This is a genomic window from Citricoccus sp. K5, from assembly GCF_902506195.1.
GTDB lineage: Bacteria > Actinomycetota > Actinomycetes > Actinomycetales > Micrococcaceae > Citricoccus.
Genome location: NZ_LR732817.1, coordinates 2,594,524 through 2,615,438 on the forward strand (window position 1 = coordinate 2,594,524; position 20,915 = coordinate 2,615,438).

At 68.1% G+C, this 20,915-nt stretch carries 17 protein-coding genes and 1 riboswitch; of the genes, 4 read left to right on the forward strand and 13 right to left on the reverse strand.

The genetic code is table 11. From position 1 onward, the window contains the following. Positions 1-93: 93 nt before the first annotated feature. Together BOSE125_RS11615 and BOSE125_RS11620 are read left to right on the forward strand one after the other, a co-directional pair. Positions 94-2,838 (forward strand): MMPL family transporter, encoded by a 2,745-nt coding sequence (locus BOSE125_RS11615; RefSeq protein WP_159552702.1) that lies wholly within the window; start codon positions 94-96, stop codon positions 2,836-2,838. Positions 2,839-2,910: 72 nt separating this feature from the next. After that, complete coding sequence (locus BOSE125_RS11620) at positions 2,911-4,047, forward strand: aminotransferase class IV (protein WP_159552704.1); 1,137 nt, start codon at positions 2,911-2,913, stop codon at positions 4,045-4,047. 65 nt (positions 4,048-4,112) lie between these two features. Here the strand turns inward: BOSE125_RS11620 and BOSE125_RS11625 are convergent, their stop codons facing one another. The 3 genes from BOSE125_RS11625 to BOSE125_RS11635 all read right to left on the reverse strand — a co-directional run bounded on the left by BOSE125_RS11625 (position 4,113) and on the right by BOSE125_RS11635 (position 7,358). Further along, a complete protein-coding gene (locus tag BOSE125_RS11625; protein WP_159552706.1) occupies positions 4,113-4,931 on the reverse strand; it encodes a MerR family transcriptional regulator in 819 nt (272 codons plus the stop codon). Continuing rightward, positions 4,921-6,171 carry an MFS transporter gene (locus tag BOSE125_RS11630; protein ID WP_159552708.1) on the reverse strand — a complete coding sequence of 417 codons (1,251 nt, stop codon included), beginning with the start codon at positions 6,169-6,171 and terminating at the stop codon, positions 4,921-4,923. The genes BOSE125_RS11625 and BOSE125_RS11630 overlap by 11 nt, the downstream gene beginning before the upstream one ends. Positions 6,172-6,398: 227 nt before the next feature. After that, the gene (locus BOSE125_RS11635) at positions 6,399-7,358 is read right to left on the reverse strand and encodes an SDR family NAD(P)-dependent oxidoreductase (RefSeq protein WP_159552710.1); all 960 of its coding nucleotides are present in this window, start codon (positions 7,356-7,358) and stop codon (positions 6,399-6,401) included. Positions 7,359-7,517: 159 nt separating this feature from the next. On the opposite strand from BOSE125_RS11635, the gene BOSE125_RS11640 reads away from it, so the two are divergent. After that, positions 7,518-8,312: a helix-turn-helix domain-containing protein gene (locus BOSE125_RS11640; protein WP_159552712.1), complete on the forward strand. Its 795-nt coding sequence runs from the start codon at positions 7,518-7,520 to the stop codon at positions 8,310-8,312. A gap of 172 nt (positions 8,313-8,484) precedes the next feature. Here the strand turns inward: BOSE125_RS11640 and BOSE125_RS11645 are convergent, their stop codons facing one another. From BOSE125_RS11645 to BOSE125_RS11655, 3 genes are read right to left on the reverse strand one after another with little or no spacing between them, the layout of a single operon-like run. Continuing rightward, entirely contained in the window at positions 8,485-9,291 is an 807-nt protein-coding gene (locus tag BOSE125_RS11645) for an energy-coupling factor transporter transmembrane protein EcfT (RefSeq protein WP_159555103.1), read from the reverse strand. 2 nt (positions 9,292-9,293) lie between these two features. Next, on the reverse strand, positions 9,294-10,832 hold the full coding sequence (locus BOSE125_RS11650; protein WP_159552714.1) for an ABC transporter ATP-binding protein: 1,539 nt from the start codon (positions 10,830-10,832) through the stop codon (positions 9,294-9,296). A gap of 3 nt (positions 10,833-10,835) precedes the next feature. Next, a complete protein-coding gene (locus BOSE125_RS11655) occupies positions 10,836-11,555 on the reverse strand; it encodes an ECF transporter S component (RefSeq protein WP_236557946.1) in 720 nt (239 codons plus the stop codon). Between the two features lie 96 nt (positions 11,556-11,651). Beyond that, positions 11,652-11,755: riboswitch (TPP riboswitch) on the reverse strand. Between the two features lie 71 nt (positions 11,756-11,826). On the opposite strand from BOSE125_RS11655, the gene BOSE125_RS11660 reads away from it, so the two are divergent. Then, the gene (locus BOSE125_RS11660) at positions 11,827-12,138 is read left to right on the forward strand and encodes a DUF4235 domain-containing protein (protein ID WP_236557947.1); all 312 of its coding nucleotides are present in this window, start codon (positions 11,827-11,829) and stop codon (positions 12,136-12,138) included. 99 nt (positions 12,139-12,237) lie between these two features. Here BOSE125_RS11660 and mnhG read toward each other — a convergent pair whose 3' ends face one another. The 7 genes from mnhG to BOSE125_RS11695 all read right to left on the reverse strand — a co-directional run bounded on the left by mnhG (position 12,238) and on the right by BOSE125_RS11695 (position 20,735). Then, on the reverse strand, positions 12,238-12,609 hold the full coding sequence (gene mnhG, locus BOSE125_RS11665) for a monovalent cation/H(+) antiporter subunit G (protein WP_236558183.1): 372 nt from the start codon (positions 12,607-12,609) through the stop codon (positions 12,238-12,240). Positions 12,610-12,670: 61 nt separating this feature from the next. Beyond that, positions 12,671-12,958 carry a monovalent cation/H+ antiporter complex subunit F gene (locus BOSE125_RS11670; RefSeq protein WP_201301190.1) on the reverse strand — a complete coding sequence of 96 codons (288 nt, stop codon included), beginning with the start codon at positions 12,956-12,958 and terminating at the stop codon, positions 12,671-12,673. After that, positions 12,955-13,551: a Na+/H+ antiporter subunit E gene (locus BOSE125_RS11675; protein ID WP_159552716.1), complete on the reverse strand. Its 597-nt coding sequence runs from the start codon at positions 13,549-13,551 to the stop codon at positions 12,955-12,957. The genes BOSE125_RS11670 and BOSE125_RS11675 overlap by 4 nt, the downstream gene beginning before the upstream one ends. Beyond that, entirely contained in the window at positions 13,548-15,374 is a 1,827-nt protein-coding gene (locus BOSE125_RS11680; RefSeq protein ID WP_159552718.1) for a Na+/H+ antiporter subunit D, read from the reverse strand. Before BOSE125_RS11680 ends, BOSE125_RS11675 begins: the two co-directional genes overlap by 4 nt. Next, a complete protein-coding gene (locus tag BOSE125_RS11685) occupies positions 15,374-16,066 on the reverse strand; it encodes a Na(+)/H(+) antiporter subunit C (RefSeq protein WP_159552720.1) in 693 nt (230 codons plus the stop codon). The genes BOSE125_RS11680 and BOSE125_RS11685 overlap by 1 nt, the downstream gene beginning before the upstream one ends. Then, positions 16,063-19,278 (reverse strand): Na+/H+ antiporter subunit A, encoded by a 3,216-nt coding sequence (locus BOSE125_RS11690; protein ID WP_159552722.1) that lies wholly within the window; start codon positions 19,276-19,278, stop codon positions 16,063-16,065. The genes BOSE125_RS11685 and BOSE125_RS11690 overlap by 4 nt, the downstream gene beginning before the upstream one ends. Positions 19,279-19,403: 125 nt before the next feature. Then, a complete protein-coding gene (locus BOSE125_RS11695; protein ID WP_201301191.1) occupies positions 19,404-20,735 on the reverse strand; it encodes an MFS transporter in 1,332 nt (443 codons plus the stop codon). Between the last annotated feature and the right edge of the window lie 180 nt (positions 20,736-20,915).

Sequence of the window (20,915 nt, forward strand, 5' to 3'; positions counted from 1 at the left end):
GTTGCCGGACGTGTTGGGTGGCGGCAGGCCGCCGCATGACCCGCCCGCCGATTCTCCTGGCCGCCCTTTCTTCTCCTCAAGGAGTGACGCCTCATGGCTGAACTGCTCTACCGACTCGGCTTCGGGTCGTCCAAGCGCCCGTGGACCGTGATCAGCAGCTGGCTGGTGGTACTGGCGCTGGCCGTGGGCGGCTTCCTCGCCTTCGGCGGAACCCTGACCTCCTCCATCACCATTCCGGGCACCCCCACCAGCCAGGTCACCGACCGGCTGACCGAGGAATTCCCCGAGGCGGCCAACGGCGCCGGGTCCGTGGTGTTCCGCACCGCGGACGGCTCCGAGTTCACGGCGGAGCAGGAACAGCAGATCACCGATCTGATGGCCGAGGTCGGGGACACCGAGGGCGTCGACTCCACCCTGGACCCCTTCACCACCGAACAGCAGAAGGCGGACGGCCAGCGGGACCTGGAGGACGGCCGCGCCGAACTCGAGGCCGGCAGTCAGCAGCTTGAGGACGGCCAGTCCCAACTGGATGACGCCGTGGCCCAGCTGGACGCGGCTCAGACCGAACTGGACTCCGGGCAGGAACAGCTCGATGCCGGCCAGGCCCAGTTGGACGAGGCACGCGCCCAGGCCGAGGCGGCCGGCGCCCCGGCCGCGACGATGGCCCAGCTCCAGCAGCAGCAGGCCGCCCTGGACGCCCAGCAGGAGGAGCTGGATGCCGCCCGCGCCCAGCTCGACGAGGGCCGCGGTGAGATCGAGACGAACCAGGCCACTCTGGACGAGTCCGCCCAGGAACTGGCGGACGGCGAGACCGAGCTGGCCCAGGGTGAGCAGATGCTGGCCCTGACACAGGACTACCGGACCGTGTCCGAGGACGGCACGGCCGCCGTCGGGACCGTGTCCTTCACCCTCCCGGCCATGGAGGTTGAGCAGGCCATCAAGGACGAGGTGGTCTCCGCCCTGACCGAGGCTGACATCGCCGGCGTCGAGGTGCTGCCCGCGAACGACCTCTCCCAGGCCATCCCGCAGATCGCCGGACCGGCCGAGGTCATCGGGCTGGTGATCGCCGGCATCGTGCTGTTCATCATGCTCGGCACCCTCGTGGCCGCCGGCCTGCCGATCCTGACCGCCCTCATCGGCGTGGCCATCGGCGCCGCCGGCACACTGGCGTTCTCCGGGATGATCGACATGCTGTCCGTGACGCCGGTGCTGGGCCTGATGCTCGGCCTGGCCGTGGGCATCGACTACGCCCTGTTCATCATCAACCGCCACCGGCGCCAGCTCAAGGACGGCGTCCCGCTGCACGAGTCCATCGGCCTGGCCACGGGCACCTCCGGCAACGCCGTGGTGTTCGCCGGCCTGACCGTGGTCATCGCCCTGGCCGCCCTGAACGTCACCGGCATCCCGTTCCTGGGCCTGATGGGCACCGTGGGTGCCGTCTGCGTGGCCCTCGCCGTGCTGATCGCCATCAGCATGATGCCGGCCCTGCTGGGCCTGGCGAAGTACCGGGTGCTGTCCAAGAAGGAGCGGGCTGCCGCGGACGCCACAGTGGCGGCAGCCACCAGAACGGCCAGCACCGGCAAGCACACCGCCGATGCGGAGCACGCCTCCTCCACCGGCCGGGCACCCCGGCCGATGTCCACGGTGCGCGCGGTGCTCACCGCCGTCGGGTCCGTGGTGCTGCTGGCCGTCATCGCCATCCCGTTCTTCTCCATGCGCCTGGGCCTGCCGGATGGCGCCTCGGAGCCGCCGGAGTCGGCCAGCTACCAGGCCTACGAGACCCTGGGCGAGAAGTTCGGCGAAGGCCGCAACGGTCCCCTCGTGGTGACCGCGGACCTGCCGGAGGGTCTGACGGACACCGAGATCGTGGACGAGCAGCTGGCCGTCGCCGAGCAGCTCCAGGGCATCGAGAGCGTGACCTCCGTGGTCCCGGCCGCCGTGTCCGAGGACAACGGCATGGCGATGTTCCAGGTCATCCCGGAGGGCGGCCCGAACGCGGTCACCACCGAGGAACTGGTGCACACGCTGCGAGCCACGGAGCCGGAGTCAGAGTCCACCAACCTGGCCGTGGCCGGCACCACCAGCGGATTCGTGGACGTGGCGGAGAAGCTCGCCGACGCGCTGCCGCTGTACCTGGGCGTCGTCGTCGGGCTGTCCCTGATCATCATGATCGTGGTGTTCCGCTCGCTGCTGGTGCCGCTGATCGCCACCGGCGGGTTCATCCTCTCCGCCTTCGCCGCGATGGGTGGCGTGGTGGCCATCTACCAGTGGGGCTGGCTGGCCTCGGTCTTCCAGGTCCATAACCCGGCCCCGATCCTGGCCTTCCTGCCGACGATCATGGTGGGCGTGCTGTTCGGCCTGGCGATGGACTATCAGCTGTTCATCTCCACCGGCATGCGAGAGGCCTACGCCCACGGCTCCTCGGCCCGCGTGGCGGTCCAGCAGGGGCTGAAGGCCGGCCGCTCCGTGGTGATCGCCGCGGCCATCATCATGATCAGCGTGTTCGGCGGCTTCGTGTTCTCCGAATCCGCCATGATCCGCCCGATCGGCTTCGGCCTGGCGTTCGGCGTGCTCGTGGACGCCTTCGTGGTCCGGCTGCTGCTGATCCCGGCCCTGATGCACCTGTTCGGCGACGCCGCCTGGTGGCTGCCGAAGTGGCTGGACCGGATCCTGCCGAACGTGGACGTCGAGGGTGCCTCGCTGGAGCGCAGCCACGGCTACTCGGATCCGGAGCTGGCTGGCGCTGACGGAGCCGGCGGCGGCAACGGCGGAGGGCCCCACGGCGACGGTGGGGACGGCGGGGGCCGCGACGACGACCCCGCACTGACCCGGGTCTGACACCGCATCACCACCGCAGGAGGGCGGGGCGCATCCGTGATGCGCCCCGCCCTCCTGCGTAGGCTGTGGCCTATGACAGAGTCGCCCCAGCCAGCTGCACCGTTCGTCCCGGGTCCCGGGGAATCCGTGGTCGTCTATCTCGAGCCCGACGCCGGCCCGGCCGGTTCCACGGGCAGCTCCGGTTCCGCTGCCCCTGCTGATTCCGCGACCGCAGCCCCCTCCGGCGTGAGCCTGCGCGTGGACGATCCGCGCCGACCGGCCATCCTGGTGACGGACCAGGGCCTGACCCGGGGGGACGGGGTGTTCGAGACCATGACCGCCGTGGCGGCCGAGGGTTCCGGCTCGAGCCCGGGCTCGGGAGCACCTTTGCGGGTCCGCAAGGAGGACTCCCACCTAGCTCGGCTGGCCACCTCGGCCGAGGCACTGGAGATGACCCTCCCGCCGGCAGACGACTGGCGGCGGGCCGCCGCGGCCGGGCTGGAGGCGTTCGCCGCCGGCAACCCGGGCATGAACGCCGTGGTGAAGCTGGTGGCCACCCGAGGTCCCGAGGGCGCGCCCGGCGGAGGGCACTACGTCAGGGGCGGGGCCGGCGTCGAGCGTCTGACCGGGACGTATTGGGTGCTGGTCTCCCCCGTGTCCCCGGGACTGGCCGCAGCCCGTGAGCGCGGCCTGAAGGTGCTGCTGCTGGACCGCGGCATGGACTCCGGGGTGGCGGAGCGCGCGCCGTGGCTGCTGATGGGCACCAAGTCGCTGAGCTATGCCGTGAACATGGCCGCCCTGCGTTACGCCATGTCCCACGGGGCGGACGATGTCATCTTCACGTCATCGGACGGCCAGGTGCTGGAGGGGCCGACCTCGACCGTGCTGATGGCCCGACGGGTCCCGCAGCAGGACGGCAGCACCGGGATTGAGCTGGTCACGCCCCTGCGCAGCTCCGGGATCCTGCCCGGCACCTCCCAGGGCACCATCTTTGCCGCCGCCCAGGCCGCCGGCTGGCAGCTGGGCTATGGACCGCTGGAGCCTTCGGACCTGGTGGATGCCGATGGGGTCTGGCTGGTGTCCTCCGTGCGTCTGGTCGCCCCCGTGACCCACCTGGACGGCGAGGAGATCCCGCAGGACGCCGAGCTCACCGAGCTGCTGAACGGCTTTCTGGCCGAGGACCGGGAACCCGGCGAGCACGGGCCGAACGGGCGCAGCGATCACGCTTAGGCTTCATGCCGAGAAGCCCTTCCGAGGGGACCCGGTGTTTGGGTGGGCTGTGATGATGACAAGGCTCAGGGTCCTCTGTCAGGGTCATGGTGTGACCGTTGCCTATTCTTCTCGGCTGACTTGTCGGCTGACTTGTCGAGGTCAGCTCGGACTCTCTCGAGGACGGCGCGCTGTGCTGAGGTGAGGTAGTTCGTGGTGTGTTGCTGAAAAGTCTGCTCAGGCGGCTCCGAAAAATCCGGAAAATCTTCTGTCAGTGCCGCAAGTTCATCGATGACAGGCAGGAACAGGTCGGTGAGCTGATGGGAGAGCTTTACGATCTCGTCAGAGGTGCTCTCACCGTCAAGGCTCGCCCACGCCGTCATTGCGGCCGCCACAGACGAGGCTCGGTGCGGGTGGCTGAGCAGTTCATAGATCACTCGCAGATAATCTTGTCCTTCTGCGCCAATGAGGTGCAGCAGGAGCAGAGTGTGGTCTCGGTCGGTCGCTGCCGCGCTGTCGGGCAGACCAGATTGTCGCAAGACGCTGTGGAACGGGGCGATTTCCGGAGGAAGGTCGGGCAAGGCCTCATATCGTCTGAGGTGAGACAACAGTTCGCGCTGCCGAGTTAGGTGCTTGATCTGTGCCGCGTATTCCACGTCCAGGGCGTCCAACATTGTGCCTGGTGGCGGCTCATTGCCATCGAGCATGGTCGCGATCTGAGGCAGCGAGAAGCCGAGGGTGACCAGGCGTCGGATCCGCAGGACCTTGACCAGCGCGTGAGTGTCGTAGTCGCGGTAACCATTGCTGGACCGCGCCGACTCCTCCAGGAGGCCGATCTGGTGATAGTGACGCAGCGTACGCACGGTGATGCCGGCGCGGTCAGCAAGATCGCGGCTACGCATCATGCATCGCCTCCAGCTCTTTGGCAGTGGGGACCGGTTGATCCAGGTTACGCATCGACCGGGCGCACAACGCCACCAGGAGACCAACAGACCACAGGGTAGCGAGCACCACCAGTGCAGTATGGAGTCCCAGGACTTCTGTCATGGCACCGGCCAGAAAGATGCCCAGGGGCGAGGCTGCTGTGACGAACGTGTTCTGGGTGCCTAGCACTCGGCCGCGTTTGTCCTCCGGTATGCGCTCGATGGAAAGCACCCCGACCAGGGCCCCGAAGAGACCAACCGAGAGTCCAAGGACGAACGCGCCGAGGAACAGTATCCACACGGACATCAACGACGCCACGATGGCAAGGCCGAGCATGCTGCCCAGAGAACCCGTGACAAACCAACCGCGGCGTGATCCTCGAGTTCCAGCGACAGCGTAGATCCCTCCACCGACCAGCGATCCGGCGGCGATGGCACTCAGGACCAATCCGAGGAGGCCTGGGCGGTCAATCTCGGTGAAGTAGAGCGGCAGGATGATGCCTTGGAGCCCGCCGATGGCGATGACCGCAAATGTGGTCAGGATGGTGGTGACCAGAACGAACTGGTTGTGAATCATCTCGGTCCACCCTTCTCGCAACTGACCCCAAACTCGGCGTACCGGGGCCCCGCTGACGGGGGCGGTGCCTTCGAGTGTTCCTACATGGTGCGGAATCAACAGGGTCAGCAACGCAGCGGCCAGGGAGGTGCCAGCCGTGACCCAGAGGGCAGCGGTGCCGCCCAAGGCAGTGAGCATGAATCCTGCGGCGGCAGGACCGACGAGCACGGCCACCGCACCGAGTGCCTCCCGGGTGCCGGTGATTCGTTCAGCGGAGACCCTGCCGTGCCGGATGATGGCGGGGAGCAGAGCTTCGCGTGCGGTGATTCCGGGGACGTCTCCGATGGCGCCGATGATTCCGAAGAGGATGAACCAGCCAACAGAGAGCCCTGTGATCATGTCGACGATGGGCAGGGCCGCCATCGCGAGAGCGGAGACGAGGTCCGTGAGCACTGATGAGGTCCGTCGATTGATCCTGTCGATCACGACGCCCATGAAGATCCCGGCCAGGACGGCGGGCACGATGGTAGCTGCCGCTACGGTGCCCGCTGCTAACGCGCTGCCGGTGGTTTGGAGCACCAGCAGAGGCAGCACGATGGCCGCGATCGAGTTCCCCAAAGCCGAAAGGGTGTAAGAAGCCAGGTACGTTGCGGGAAGAAGTCTCATGGGATGAGCTAAAACTACGACGTCGCGTCGCAGTCAACTGGGTCGGACACACGCGGAGGACTCGCGTCGTCATCCCTGAGCTCCTCCAGGCTCAATCCAACCCGCCGGTGGCCTTCACCTTCAAAACCTGCCCTGGTGCGTCGTGCTTTCAGCCCGGCTGATTCCTCATGGGGAGTGTCCGAGAACAGGAGCCGCGTCCATTCCGGGTGAGGTCGGCGGGGGCTTCGTCATGTCGCCGACGACGCGTGCGGAGGCCCCGGACTGCTCTCCCCCAGCTCTTGTTCCAGCCAGCTCCACAGACGGAGCTCGCGCCCGAGGTCATAGGACTCGGAAGACGATGCCGCGATCTTTTCTCGGTGGACGTAGCTGCCACTCGTGGCGACAGTGGCCCCGAGAGCGACATCGGCGAGTTTTTGCCCCGCGGGCATCGGAGTGTCCACGAGGGGCGTCAAAGCCAGTACTGGAATCACCCTCCTCATGAGAAAGGGGAAGGCCCCGCCAGTTTCACGAGCAAGACCGGTGCCCACCACGAGACTGGGGTTATAGGCCACGATGTCGATTCCCTCAGGCAGTCGACGGGACCATTCGTGAACCAGGTGCACACCACCAAGTTTGCTGGTGACGTATGCACGGCGGCCGGACCGCACTTTTTCTGGAGAGTCGAATGCTCCGGGCCGAGAGAGGATCTCAGGGTCGGACCATCGAGGAGGTGGCATAGTCCCTGCGGTGTGCCGAAGATCCCCGAAATGGGCATCACTGACCGTGACCACTACGCGACTGGGCGATGTCAAATGCGGGTGGAGTTGACGGAGCAGTTGATGGGTCGACATGACGTTCACAGCGAAGGTCCTCTCGTAGCCGTCAACAGTGGATTCCAACGCGCTAGAGAGGTGGACGCCGGCGTTGAAGATGAGTCCACTCAGCGGCGGTAAAGCCCCCGAATTCAAGTGATCCTCCACCTGCGCAATTGCTGCTGTGACGCTAGCCATGCTGGCTAGGTCAATGTCGATGGTCGAGACGTGAGGCGAAATCTCTCGCAGGCTCGGCATGACTTCACCGGCGGACGCGCTTCGGCCCAGGATCACGAGGTGGGTCCCTGGGGCCCTCCGGAGGATCTCCCGTGCTGCTTCACGGCCAATGCCTCGCGTCGCGCCGGTCAGAATTATCGTTCGGACGGCAATATTCATCGGGTGTTCCTCAAGAGTCGGTGGCGCTGATCCATCGCGAAGCGGCTGGCAACTTCATCGTGAAGCAGTTGGAGAGATTGAGGAACGCCCCTCTGAGACTGGTACCGGCAGGACCACGCAGCCTTGGTGGGATGCTCCTCGCCAAGGCAGAATGTATCCATGGCACACAACGCTCGCCCAAATCTGGGAGAGTTCCTCCGGCACCGAAGAGCGCTGATGAAGCCCCCAGGTCAGCAAGAACGGTCGCGGCTCTCTGCTCGTCGAGTGCCAGGGCTTCGCCGGCATGAACTGTCCGATATCGCAGGAATATCCAGTGAGTACTACACCCGCCTCGAACAGGGGCGCGCGCTTCGCCCCTCACGCGAGATCCTCAGTGCGTTGGGAGCAGCCCTGCAGCTCTCCACCATTGAGGCAGAGCATTTGTTCCGACTTGCCGGTGAGCTGCCGCCGGAGCCACTTGCGCCGTCCACAACGATCAGCCCTGGGGTCCGGCAGTTGCTTGCCAGCCTGGAGGGCTCCACGCCGGTGACGGTCCACGACGGTCGGCTGGACATGCTGTCGATCAACGCCACTGCCACAGAACTGTTCGCACCACTCTTCGATGACGGCCCCTACGGCCGAAATATTGTCCACCAGGCTTTCACCGCGAAAGGGCTCTCCACGGTACTTGGGTGTACAGGCGCTAGACAGCTACGCCTGCTGGCCGCCGCGGAGTTCCGCCGCGCTCTGAGTCGGTACCCCGAGGATGAACGCCTTCAGGGCTTACTCAACGAGTTGCTGGGGCGGGGGTCAGAATTCGCCGACATCTGGGCGCTTGGCGAGGTAGGGACGCGGAGAACGGCGATGAAGAATGTTCACCATCCCACCAAGGGGGCTCTGTCCTTCGAGAGTCAGATGCTCCACGACCCAGAACGTGATCACTGGGTCATGCTCTTCGCTCCGGTTCGCTCTTGATGGAGGTCATCCGTGTCCATGAGTGCAGAGATCCAAGGGGTGCGTTCGAACGCGGAGCCCGGCTGGAGCAGGAAACGCCTGCCCACGGCCAGGACAAGGCGTGGTTCAGGGCGCTTCTGACGGCACCAGGAGAGTCCAGGATCTTAGGAGCAGTCCCACACAGCGCGCCGTGTCACGCCCACACGAGGTTGAAGGCCCCGGTGGCCACGGACAGGCCTACGGCGAGCGCGGACAGCCCGAGGCCTCCCAGAACCACCCAGGCGTCCACCGCGCCGAACCGGGACTGCCGCGCCCAGGTGCGGTCGCCGGTTCCGAAGCCCCGGGCCTCCATCGTGATGGCAAGCTTGGTGGCCCGGCGGATGGCCTGCACCATGAGCCCGAAGACCTGACCGAGCCAGGAGCCCAGCCGGCGGAGTGGATTGCCTCCCGTTCCGACGCCGCGGGCCCGCCGGGCCTGGCCGAGGGTCCGCCATTCCTCCGTCAGCACGCCCAGCAGCCGGAAGGCCGCGAGGGATCCGAGGACGAAGCGGGCGGGCAGCCGCAGCCGCTGGGACAGGGCGTCGGCCAGGTCCGTGGGGTCGGTGGTGATGAAGACCATCACGCCGGGCAGCGCCACCGCGAGGATGCGCAGCCCGGTGGCCAGCCCGGCCAGGACTGAGCCCTCGGAGATGCTCACCGGCCCCGCCTCGAACAGCAGGGGTCCGGAGTCCTCGCCGACCAGGGCGGTGCCCCACGCGGACACCAGCGCGGCCGCCACCAGCACCCAGGCCCGGCGGAAGAACGCGCCGACCCGGATCCCGGACCACGGCAAGAGGGCCACGGCGGCCACCAGCACGATCCCGGAGGACACCCAGTCCATCGTCGCCACCAGCACCGCCGTCACCGGCAGCAGTGCCGCGAGCTTGGCCAGCGGGTTGGCACGCTCGAAAACCGAGCCGGCCGCCGGGCGGGACGGAGCGGAGAGGGCGGCGACGGGCACCGTCACGCGGCCACCTCCAGCTCGATCGTCCGGGCGTCGAGCGCCGCGGCGAAGTCGGCGTCGTGGGTCACGGCCAGCACCGAGCGGCCCTCGGCCACCAATCCGCGCAGCAAGCCCGTGAGCACGGCCCACGTGTTGGCGTCCTGGCCGAAGGTCGGCTCGTCGAGGAACACCACCTCGGGCCCGGCCGCCAGTACCGTGGCCACGGACAGCCGCCTCTTCTCCCCGCCGGAGAGCGTGAACGGGTTGACCTCTGCCAGCGATTCCAGGTTCAGCGCTGCCAACAGCCCGTCCGCCCGTTGGGCTGCCTCCACGTCGGTGAACAGCCGCCGCCCGCTCTCGGGGTCGCGGGCATGGCGGGGCCCGAACAGCAATTCTTCCCGCACGGTGGTGGCGACGAACTGGTGCTCGGGCTCCTGGAAGACGGTGCCGATCCGGCTGACCAGGTCAGCGGCTTTCCACCGGTGCGGGTCGTCCGGCAGGTGGCCGGCCCGCTCCCCCTTGAGCGCGGCGCCCGCCGTCAGCGTGCCAGCGTGGGAGGGGATCAGGCCGGCCAGGGTCAGCAGCAGCGTGGACTTCCCGCTGCCGTTGGCCCCGGTCACGACGACGGCTTCGCCGGCCCCCAGCTCCAGGTCCAGGTCCGCCTGGACCGGCGTCGGGGTGGGGCCGAAGCGCCGACGCCATCCCGGTGTCACCGGCTCCTTCGAGACGGCCAGACCGCGCGCGGTCAACAGCGCACCGGGGGGTGCCGGCGTCGGGCGGGTCTCCGTCACTGTCGGAACGCGGCCGGGCACCCAGACGCCCGCCGCGGCCAGCTCGTCCCGGACGCGGCCCGGGGCCAGGAGTTCGCCCGGGGAACCGTCGTGACTGATGCCGCCGCCGGGTTCCAGGACGAGCATGCGGTCCACGTGGTCGGCCCAGATCGCCAACCGGTGCTCGACCACGAGCAGAGTCGCCCCAGTCCGCTCGACGACGGCGAGCACGGCGTCGCGGACCTCCAGCACCCCGGCCGGATCCAGGTTGGCGGTCGGCTCGTCCAACAGGATCAACGGCGGGCGCATCGCCAGGATCCCGGCCAGGGCGAGGCGTTGTTTCTGCCCGCCGGAGAGTCGCGAGGTGTCCCGGGCCAGGGAGATCCCCTGATCCTCGCCCAGCCCCACGGCGTCCAGGGCGTCCCGGACACGGTCCCAGATCTGGTCCCTGGGCACCTGCAGGTTCTCGGCGCCGAACGCGGCATCATCGCCGACGCGGGACAGGATCACCTGGGTCTCGGGGTCCTGCTGGACCAGACCGGCGTGGCCGCGCAGCTGGCGGGACACGGTGCCGTCCACCCGCAGGGATCCGGTCTCCTCGGACTCGTCGGCGGGGTCCAGCACCCCGGCGAGGGCGTAGAGCAGGGTGGACTTGCCGGCACCGGAGGGCCCGGCCAGCAGGACCTTCTGCCCCGCCGGCACCTCTAGGTCCAGATCCGCGACGGCGGGCACCGGCCGGCCGGCGTGGCGCCAGCCCCAGCCCGCCGCGGTGATGCGTGCTCCCGGCACCGCTCAGGCCACCGGCTCCTGGTGGGCACGGCGGGAGGCCAGGGCGGACAGGGCGCCCGTGGCCGCGAGCCCGCGCGTGGCCAGCCAGGACAGCAGGCCGGCGATCACCACCCCGGACACGCCCACCAGTCCCACGTAGATCAGCTTCCAATCCAGGGTGTACTCGGGGAACCAGTTGAAGATGAACGCGTCATTGATGCCGCCGAAGAGGCCCGTGAGCAGGCCGGCGAGCAGGGCTACCGGCAGGGTGAAGCGGCGGTAGAGGAAGGCCAGCAGGATCAGTTCGGCGCCGAGGCCCTGGATCACGCCGGAGGCGAGCACGGTCAGGCCGAACTGGGAGCCGAGCAACGCGGAGACGGTCGCTGCGACCAGTTCGGTGAACAGCGCGGCACCGGGCCTGCGGATGATGAGCCCGCCGAGCACGGCCGGGAAGAGCCACATCCCGGCCACCAGGGCGGAGGACGGCGGGAAGGCCGCGAAGGCGGGGCTCAGTCCGGCATAGGCCAGGTTCCAGGCCCAGAAGATGACGCCGGAGGCCACCGCGATGACGGCGGCCACGACGATGTCCACCACCCGCCAGGAGCGCCGGTTCGGGGCGTTGCGGGACGCCCGCCCGGCGCCGGTGGTGGTGGTTCCGGTGCCTGTGGACGGCGCGTGGCCGGCGTCGGGCTCGGGGGTGGTGCCGGGGTGGTGCGGGGTGTTGCCGGTCTTCATGGAGACCATGTGGTGTTCCTCCTCAGGGATACAAGGAGGGGGACGGAACGGAACGGTACGCCACGGACACCCGCACGCGGATGCTGCCGGACGGTTCCTGACGTTCCATCAGAGAACTCGACTTCCTTCGCCGGTGCTAGCCGGAGCAGGTTCGAGGGTCTGCGCTGAGCGCACTCTCAGCACCCGAAGGTGCTCCCCTGTCGTTCACAGTGTCCGTCCATCATAGTCCACCCGGGGCGCGTCCGGCCCGGTGACCCGTTAGGCTGACCCTGAACGCGCAATGACCACCGTCAACGTCCTGGAGGAACCCGTGAACACCCTCGTGGAAAAGCTCATCGCCACCGGAATCACCATCGGCGGTGGCATCATCGGCACCAAGGTCGTGGAGTTCGCCTGGAGGAAGATCACCGGCCATGACGCTCCGAAGGACCTGGACGACACCGAGGCCAACATGTGGAGCGCCATCACCTTCGCCACCATCTCCGCGGGCATCTCCGCGATCATCCGCGTCTCGTCCAAGCGCGGCGCGAATTCCGCCGTGAAGGCCATCCAGTCCCGCTCGAAGTCCAAGGCCGGGACCGCCGAGGTCTGAGGTCCGACGCCGGCCGGACTCGGACCGGTTCAGCTCACCGGCGGCGACGGTCGCGCCAAGCGAGAGACGCCCGGACTCAGCCGGCCCAGCGGGGCGGGTTCAGTCGCGGCCCTGCTGGTCCGTCGGGTCGTCCTTCGGGACGGTCCGCTGGTCGTGGGCCGTGGCGGCCGGCTTGCCCGCGTCGTCCTGACGGGCGACCACGTCCGCGAGTTCGTCCACGTAGTGGAATTCCGGCTTGAGGTGCTTGGTGCGGTAGCCCGCCCGGCCCACGAGGTGGGCGGAGACCGGCGCGGTGAGCATCTGCAGCACCCACGCCAGCACCAGTATCGGCACCCACACCCACGCCCGCCAGGCGAAGGCCAGGGCCATCAGCATTAGCAGCAGCCCGAGCACCTGGGGCTTCGTGCCGGCGTGCATGCGGGAGAGCTGGTCCGGGAACCGGAACAGGCCGATCCCGGCCACGGTGGACATCAGGGCACCGAGGACCAACAGCACGGCGGCGATGCCGTCGGAGATCTGGATCCAGTCCAGGTCAGGCACGTTCACTGGGCTCCTTCCTGGCCTCGGCCACGAACCGGGACAGCGTCACCGATCCCACGAATCCGATCACGGAGGCCACCACCACGAACACGATGTTGTCCGTGTGGTGGTTGACGGCCATCTCCACGCACAGCGCGGACGAGATGACGATCAACAGCACGTCCGTGGCGATGGCCCGATCCAGGATCGAGGGCCCGCGGACGATCCGGTAGATCGCCGCCAGGGCACCCACGCCCAGCAGGATCAGGCAGATGATCCCTGCCCCTTCCAGCATCGTCATCCGAGCCTCCTCCCCGCCGTGGCGTCGGCGCGACGCGCCTCGTCCTCCCGCACCAGGGCCAGGTCCGCCTTGGTGCCGATGGCCCGGATGATCGCGGCCTCGGTGCTCAGGGCCTCGGCCCGGAAGCCCTCGACCGCCTCCGCATTGTCCACGTTCAGGCAGTGCAGGTACAGGGTCGAGCTGGGCCGGTCCACGTCGATGACCAGGGAGCCGGGCACCAAGGCTAACGCATGGCCCGTGAGCGTGACGATCAGGTCATCGTGGCTGCGCAGCGGGACCGCCACCACGGAGTTGACGATCTTGGGCCCCTGCGTGATAGCGTCCCAGGCCACCGAGATGGAGGCGGTCACCACGTGCCAGAGGAACCGGAACGTGAAGACCAGGGCATACCAGAGGTTGAAGCGGTCCGAGAAGTTCACCCGTGGCAGCCGGTAGAAGCTCAACGTCAGCATCGAGAACACGACGCCGGCCAGTAGCACCCCCGGCGAGAAGTCCTCCCAGAGGGCGCCCCACGTGAGGGTCAGCCCCAGGAGGATCGGCCATTGGCTCCAGAAGGAGCGGCCACCGTCCTGGTCGTCCGGGCCGGTGCTCATGGCTGCCCCCCTTCCGTGCTGTCGCCGACATCATGCCCCTCGGAATCCCCGGGGATGGAATCCAGCACGCCCGGTCCGCTGTTGTCCTGGTCCGGGACATGGATGCCCCGTTCCTCCAGTCCACCCAGGTCCCGCTCCGCCTGGGCGGCGGCCTCCGGGCCGAGGACGGCCTCGATATAGGGCGTGCGCAGGAGCATGTCCGTGGCGGCCCGGTCAGAGAACGCGTAGAGCGGTCCGGCGAACACGGTGAAGGCCAGGCCGAAGGCCACGAGCCCGATCGTCGGATAGACCATGCCGCGGGCCGGTCCCTTGGCGATCTTGGTCGGGGTCTTGATCTGGGTCTTGGTCTGGGTCTTAGTCAGGACCTTGGTACCGGCGTGCGTTGCGGTCTTGGTCTGCGTCTCGACCGCGACAGCCCTGGCGCTCCGGCCGGCGCGCCGGGCCTCCGTCTCCTCCAACGCCAGGACCAGTTTGGCCGGCGGGTGCTCGACGTCCTCCACCCGGCGCCAGAACGAGCGGGTCCACACGCGGACCATCACCAGCAGCGTCAACAGCGAGGTCACCACCGAGGCGGCCACAAGCGCCCACGCCATGCCGTGATCCGCGCCCACGCCTGCCTGGATCAGTCCGATCTTGGCGAGGAAGCCGGAGAACGGCGGGATGCCGCCCAGGTTCATGGCCGGGATGAAGAACAGGATCGCGATCAGCGGTGAGATCTTCGCCATCCCGCCGAGACGGTCGATGTTGGCGGACCCGGCCCGCTGCTCGATCAGTCCGGTGACGAGGAACAGACCGGTCTGCACCGTGATGTGGTGCACCACGTAGAACACCGTGGCCCCCAGCCCGAGCACACTGGCCATGGCCACGCCGAAGATCATGAAGCCGATGTGGGAGACGAGCGTGAAGGACAGGACACGCTTGATGTCGTTCTGAGCGAGGGCGCCGAGGATGCCGACGATCATCGTCAGCAGGGCCACCCAGAGCAGCAGCGAGTTCACCCGGTCTCCCGGGAACAGCAGCGTTTCGGTCCGGATGATCGCGTAGACGCCGACCTTGGTGAGCAAGCCCGCGAACACGGCGGTCACGGGGGCAGGGGCCGTCGGGTAGGAGTCGGGCAGCCAGAAGGACAGCGGGAACACGGCGGCCTTGATGCCGAAGCCGACGAGCAGCATCACGTGCAGCACCATCTGGACGTCCGGATCCAGTTCCGCGATCTTGACGGCCACGTCGGCCATGTTGATGGTGCCCGTGGCGCCGTAGATCATGGCGATGGCGATCAGGAAGAGCACCGAGGAGATCACCGAGACCACCACGTAGGTCACACCCGCTCGGATACGCGGTCCGGTGCCTCCCAGGGTCAGCAGCACATATGAAGCTGTCAAGAGGATCTCGAACCCGACGTAGAGGTTGAAGAGGTCACCGGCGAGGAAGGCGTTGGACACGCCCGCCACCAGGATCAGGAACGTGGGGTGGAAGATCGAGACCGGACCGCCCTGGTCCTGGTCCGTGATGCCCTGCGCGGAGGCGTAGATCAGCACCGCTAGCACGATCGCCGAGGACACCACCAGCATCAGGGCCGAGAACCGGTCCACCACCATCGTGATGCCCCACGGGGCCTCCCAGCCGCCGAGGAAGACGGCCACGGCACCCGTGTCCCACGTGGCGGCCAGCAGGAGGCACTCGAGGAGCAGTGTCAGGGTGATGGTGGTGACGGTGGTGGCGATCTGCGCCTTGGGGCGGCGGACCAACACGAAGGCCAGGGCTGCGCCGAGGATCGGCAGCAGGACCGCGAGGGGTGCGAGGGAGACGATGTCCAGGTCCATCACTCACCGTCCTTCGGTTCGCGGCCCCGTGGTCGGGACCGGGGGCTGCCGGAGCGTTCGTCTTCATCCGGGAGGTGGTCGTCGTGGCCGAGCGATCCGACGGGGTGTTCGCCCTCCTCCGGTTCGTGCCGCGATGGGCGGCCGCCACCCGGCCGGTGCCGGTTGGCGTCCGTCTTCACCTTCACCGTGCCGTCGGCACGGTGGCGGACCGCCAGGGCACCAGTGGAGGGGTTGATGGCCGTGGCGTGCTCGTAGTCCGCGTTCGGGTCCTCGTTCTCCTCGAGGAACTCCGACGGCTCCTCCAGCAGCTCCGCATCCTCCTCCGCGTCGAAGGAGGACTGCTCGGCGACCTTGACGTCCTCGGCGTCCACCAGGACCTCGTCCCGCCGGCCCAGCTTCCAGGACCGGTAGATCATGCCGAGCATGAAGGCCGTAATGGCGAAAGAGATGACGATCGAGGTCAGGGTCATGGCCTGGGGCAACGGATCCGTGTAGGCGCTGGGGTCCACGCCGTCCTCCACGAGCGGGGCCTGGCCGGGGGCACCGGCCATGGTGAGGATCAGCAGGTTCGTGGCGTTGGTGATCAGGATCATGCCCAGCAGCACGCGGGTCAGGGTCCGCTCCAGCAGCAGGTAGATGCTCACGGCGTACATCACGCCCATGACCAGCAGCAGCACAATATTCACGCTCATGGCGTCACCGTCCCGGTTCCCGTGGTCCCCGCAGCACCGGTGGACCCGGTGGTGGACGTGGTGGTCGTGCCAGCCGGTGAGCCGGAGGCGGAGGTCGAGGCGGTGTCGGAGGTGGCTGCTGCGAGGCCGGCACGGGCCTCACGGCGACGCTTCTCAGCCTCCACGAGGGCCGTGGTCTCTACCTCGTGGCGGCGGTCCACCTCCGAGCCGAGGGAACGTAGGACGTCGATGACCAGGCCGACCACCACGAGATAGACACCGATGTCGAAGATCGTGGCCGTGACGAACTTGACATGCCCCAGCACCGGCAGGGTGAAGTCGATGATGGCCGATTGGAAAACCTGGCCGCCGAAGAACAGCGGAACCATGCCGGTGACGGCAGCCAGGGCGAGCCCCGAGCCCAGCAGGACACCGGCGGGGATGGGCATCGCCTGTTCGAGCTCGTAGCGGCCGCCGGCCAGGTAGCGGATGGTCAGGGCGAGGCCGGCGATCAGTCCGCCGGCGAACCCGCCGCCCGGCGTGTTGTGGCCGGCCAGCAGGAGATAGATGGAAAGCAGGATGATCACGTGGAACACGAGCCGGGTGACCACCTCGAAGATAATGGAACGTCGCTCCGGGGCCACGGTGCGCCCGGCAACGAGCCACTGGTCCTCGTCCACGATGGCGAACTTGCGCAGGGCGGCCAACTGCCGGGACTCAGCGGGTCCCTTGGGGCTGTAGCGGCCCACCGAGCCGGAGGCCACCTTGTCCAGGTCGCCGGTGCGGCGGTCCCGGTGCTGGATGAAGACCAGCGAGGCCACCCCGGTGGCGGCCGCGGCCAGCACGGTGAGCTCGCCGAAGGTGTCCCAGGCGCGGATGTCCACGAGCAGCACGTTGACGATGTTGGCTCCGCCGCCATCCTCATAGGCCAGTTGCGGCATCTCCAGGGAGATGGGGTCGGCGGTCCGGGAGGCCATGACGGTGATCGCCACCCAGATCATGACCAGGCCGAACAGGATGCCGAGCACTGCGTGGGCCCAGCGGATATTGGTGCGGTCCCGCGTGTACCAGCCGGCGGGCAGCACGCGCAGGCCGAGCACCATGGCCACCAGGACGATGGACTCCACCAGCAGCTGCGTCAGGGCCAGGTCCGGGGCACCCTGCAGAGCGAAGATGGCTGCCAGCCCGTAGCCGCACACGGAGACGAGCAGCACCGCCATGAACCGCTTTCGGGCCCGGATCGCGGCGATGGCGCCGGTGATGATGGCCGCCCCGACGAGGATCTGGGCGACGGAATCGCCCCACGTCCACTTCGCGGAACTGAAGATGGACACGGCCATGCCCGCGCCGCCGTCGTGCTCGTGGGGGAACAGCAGCGCCAGCAGGGGTGCGATGAAGGCGACCGCCAGGATGATGAAGAGGTAGAAGCTCAGGGAACCGCGCTGGGTGCGGCCGGTGACCCAGACGGCCACGTCATCCAGTCCCCGCAGCGTGGCGCGGTAGAGGCGCTGCGCGTCCACCCAGGACGGCACGGCCTCCTGGAAGCGGGCCACGCCGTCCTTGACGGCGTAGAGGGCAAGGCCGAGCAGGACGATGCCCACGGAGATGGCCAGGATCGGCGTGAAGCCGTGCCACAGGGCCAGGTAGGCGGGCTCGGCACCGGGTTCGAGTGCCGCCATCGATCCGCCGAAGGCCACCGGGAGGGCGTCCATGACGGTGGGGATGAAGGCGCCGACCACGCACGCCAGGGCCAGCAGTGCGGACGGGCCGAGGGCGCCGAACGTGACGGGGCCGTGGAAGCGCGTGTCCGTGACGGTCTTCAGCTCACCGTCCGTGCGGAGCTTCTTGGTGGCGAACGCACCCCACACGAAGCGGGCCGAGTAGGCCACCGTCAGGACTGAGCCGAGCGCGACGACCACGAGCGGTGTCCAGGCCCAGACGTCGGCCCAGAGTCCGCCGCCGGAACCGGCCTCGGCCCAGTGCAGGAGTGCCTCGAGGACGGACTCCTTGGCGACGAAGCCGAAGAGCGGCGGGATGCCGGCCATGGAGGCGGCGCAGATGACGGCGGTGGCGGTCAGCCAGGGGTGGTTCCGGCCGATCCCGGAGAGCTTGGCGAGATCACGTGTGCCTGCCTCGTGGTCGATGATGCCGACGACCATGAACAAGGGCGCCTTGAACAGGGCGTGGGCCACCAGCATGGCCAGGCCTGCCATGGCGGCGTCCTGGTTGCCGAGCCCGTTGGCGACCATGAGGAAGCCGAGCTGGGACACGGTTCCGTAGGCCAGGACCAGCTTGATGTCCGTCTGGCGCAGGGCCCGCCAGCCGCCGACGATCATGGTCCAGAGACCGACGCCCAGCACGAGCGCCTGCCACCAGCCGGACTCCGCGAACGCCGGGGCGAGGCGGGCGACGAGGTAGACGCCGGCCTTGACCATGGCGGCGGCGTGGAGGTAGGCGGAGACCGGGGTCGGGGCGGCCATGGCTGCCGGGAGCCAGAAGTGGAAGGGAGCCTGCGCGGACTTGGAGAGGGCACCCACGAGGACGAGCACGATGGCCCACTCCATGAATGCGCCGCCGTAGGGACCGGCCATCAGGTCCTGACCGCGGGCCACGATCTCGGAGAGGCGGTAGGTGCCGGCGGCCTGACCGAGCATCACCAGTCCGACCAGCATCGCCAGACCGCCGAAGGTGGTGACGATCAGGGCCTGGATAGCGGACCGGCGCGCGAAGATGCGGTGGGCGGAGTAGCCGATCAGCAGGAACGAGAGGACGGAGGTCAGTTCCCAGAACGTGTAGAGCACCATCAGGTCGTCCGTGGTGACCAGTCCGAACATGGCGCCGGCGAAAGCGATCAGCTGGGCGCCGAAGGCCGCATTGCGCGGCTCGTTGACCGTGAAGTACCGGGCACAGTACGCGAGCACGAGAGCGCCGACGCCAAGGACGATCAACCCCATGAACGCGGCGAGGGCGTCCATCCGGAAGGACAGATTGATACCGAGGTCGGGGATCCACTCGTAGGTCTGGACGAGTCCGCCGGGAGCGGCGGCGGGCGGGGAGGCCCCCGAGTTGACGGCCTCCTGAGCCTCGAGGACGGCGGGCAACTGGAACAGGAGCCAGACGAAACCTGCGGCCGGGACGGCGGCGAGGATGTAGAACCCGTTGCGATCCGCGACCCGGAAGACCAAGGGTGCCACGAGTGCCATTGCAAAGAGAGCAATGAGCACAGTCAGCACGGGGCGGCCTCCATCTTCGGGTGGGGGGTCGGATACATCCTACCGGGCGCACGGCGACGGAATTTCCTGATTATTCTCATGGCGTCAAGGGAATACCGACGGTTTGCCCAGTGTTTACGCAGGGATCAAAAGGTGTCCTCGGTCTTCGGATCCCGCACCCTGACCAGCAGGGCCATGCCGGCGATCAGCACCAGCAGGATGGCAGGGACCATATACCGCGAGTCGCCGGTCAGGGCGATCCCCACGGAGATCAGGGCCGGGGTCAGGAAGGACACCGCCCGTCCGGTGGTGGCATAGAGGCCGTAGATCTCCCCCGCCCGCGCTTCGGAGGTCAGCCTGCCGAGGAAGGACCGGGACGAGGACTGGACGGGGCCTACAAAGAAGCACAGGAGCAATCCGAAGATCCAGAAGGCCGTGGTCCCGTTGAGGAAGAAGATGACCCCGGCGGCGACGATCAGCCCGACCAGCGACCCCATGATGACGCGCTTCGGCCCGATCCGGTCATCGATCCAGCCCCCGGCGAAGGAGCCGGCGGCGGCGACCACGTTGGCGGCGATGCCGAAGATGAGGATGTCGGCCGGATCCACGCAGTAGACCGTGGTGCCGAGGATGGCACCATAGGCGAAGACCGCGCTGACGCCGTCACGGAAGACGGCCGAGGACGCCAGGAACCAGAAGGTGTTGCGCTGATGCCGCCACAATCCCACGATGGTCCGCCAGAGACGGCGGTAGGACTCGAGCAGGCTGACCTTCTCTTCCTCGCCGGAGCCCCGGTGTTCAGGGGTGCTGAAGAACAGCGGCAGGGCGAAGGCAACGAACCACAGGGCTGAGAAGAGGGCCACCACACGGATGTTCATCGCGTCGTCATTGGTCACCCCGAGCCAGTGCGTGTCCCCCGAGATGAAGCCCACGTAGAGGATGAGCAGCAGGAAGATCCCGCCCACATAACCCGCACCCCAGCCGATGCCGGAGACCTTGCCGATGGTCTTCGGGGTGGCCACCTGCAGCAGCATGGCGTTGTAGTTCACCCCGGCGAACTCGAAGGCCACATTGGCGGCGGCGATCAGGACCACACCGAGCAACAGGTACGCCTCGTCCGGGCGGACGAAGAAGCACAGGGCCGTGAGCAGGATGACCACACCGGTGTTGATGCCCAGCCACAGCTTGCGCCGGCCGCCCCGGTCCGAGCGCTGGCCCATCACGGGAGCGGTGAGTGCCACCACGATTCCGCCGATCGCGTTGGCCGCGGTGAGCCACTGCGTGCCCCGGTCATCCGGCCCGAATGAATCCGAGGCCAGATAGGTGGCGAACACGAACGTCACCATCACCGCGTTGAAGGAGGCGGAGCCCCAGTCCCACAGCGCCCACGCGGTGACGTGTCTCCGGTTCAGGGGGCGGTCGATCGGACCGGCGTCCGCCATGGCCGTGGGCGACGCCGGCGCGTTGGGTGTGCTCATGCGGGCATGCTACTTGGCTGCCGGGTCCGGACCGTGAACGGCCGGCGACGACGCGACGGCATTCCCTCCGCGTGGCCCGACCGCAGTTGTCCACAGGTTGTCCGGCCCGGGCCCGCAAGACCCTCCACCGGACCACGATGGCTTCATGGTCCATCGACGCGCACTGCCGGAACCGCTGCA

What these genes read in the sequence shown, in the direction of transcription:
- BOSE125_RS11615 (WP_159552702.1), top strand. Translation starts at nt 94, where the DNA reads ATGGCTGAACTGCTCTACCGACTCGGCTTCGGGTCGTCCAAGCGCCCG.
- BOSE125_RS11620 (WP_159552704.1), top strand. Translation starts at nt 2,911, where the DNA reads ATGACAGAGTCGCCCCAGCCAGCTGCACCGTTCGTCCCGGGTCCCGGG.
- BOSE125_RS11625 (WP_159552706.1), bottom strand. Translation starts at nt 4,931, where the DNA reads ATGATGCGTAGCCGCGATCTTGCTGACCGCGCCGGCATCACCGTGCGT.
- BOSE125_RS11630 (WP_159552708.1), bottom strand. Translation starts at nt 6,171, where the DNA reads ATGAGACTTCTTCCCGCAACGTACCTGGCTTCTTACACCCTTTCGGCT.
- BOSE125_RS11635 (WP_159552710.1), bottom strand. Translation starts at nt 7,358, where the DNA reads ATGAATATTGCCGTCCGAACGATAATTCTGACCGGCGCGACGCGAGGC.
- BOSE125_RS11640 (WP_159552712.1), top strand. Translation starts at nt 7,518, where the DNA reads ATGGCACACAACGCTCGCCCAAATCTGGGAGAGTTCCTCCGGCACCGA.
- BOSE125_RS11655 (WP_236557946.1), bottom strand. Translation starts at nt 11,555, where the DNA reads ATGGTCTCCATGAAGACCGGCAACACCCCGCACCACCCCGGCACCACC.
- BOSE125_RS11660 (WP_236557947.1), top strand. Translation starts at nt 11,827, where the DNA reads ATGACCACCGTCAACGTCCTGGAGGAACCCGTGAACACCCTCGTGGAA.
- mnhG (WP_236558183.1), bottom strand. Translation starts at nt 12,609, where the DNA reads ATGTCCACCGTGGCCGGGATCGGCCTGTTCCGGTTCCCGGACCAGCTC.
- BOSE125_RS11670 (WP_201301190.1), bottom strand. Translation starts at nt 12,958, where the DNA reads ATGACGATGCTGGAAGGGGCAGGGATCATCTGCCTGATCCTGCTGGGC.
- BOSE125_RS11675 (WP_159552716.1), bottom strand. Translation starts at nt 13,551, where the DNA reads ATGAGCACCGGCCCGGACGACCAGGACGGTGGCCGCTCCTTCTGGAGC.
- BOSE125_RS11680 (WP_159552718.1), bottom strand. Translation starts at nt 15,374, where the DNA reads ATGGACCTGGACATCGTCTCCCTCGCACCCCTCGCGGTCCTGCTGCCG.
- BOSE125_RS11685 (WP_159552720.1), bottom strand. Translation starts at nt 16,066, where the DNA reads ATGAGCGTGAATATTGTGCTGCTGCTGGTCATGGGCGTGATGTACGCC.
- BOSE125_RS11695 (WP_201301191.1), bottom strand. Translation starts at nt 20,735, where the DNA reads ATGAGCACACCCAACGCGCCGGCGTCGCCCACGGCCATGGCGGACGCC.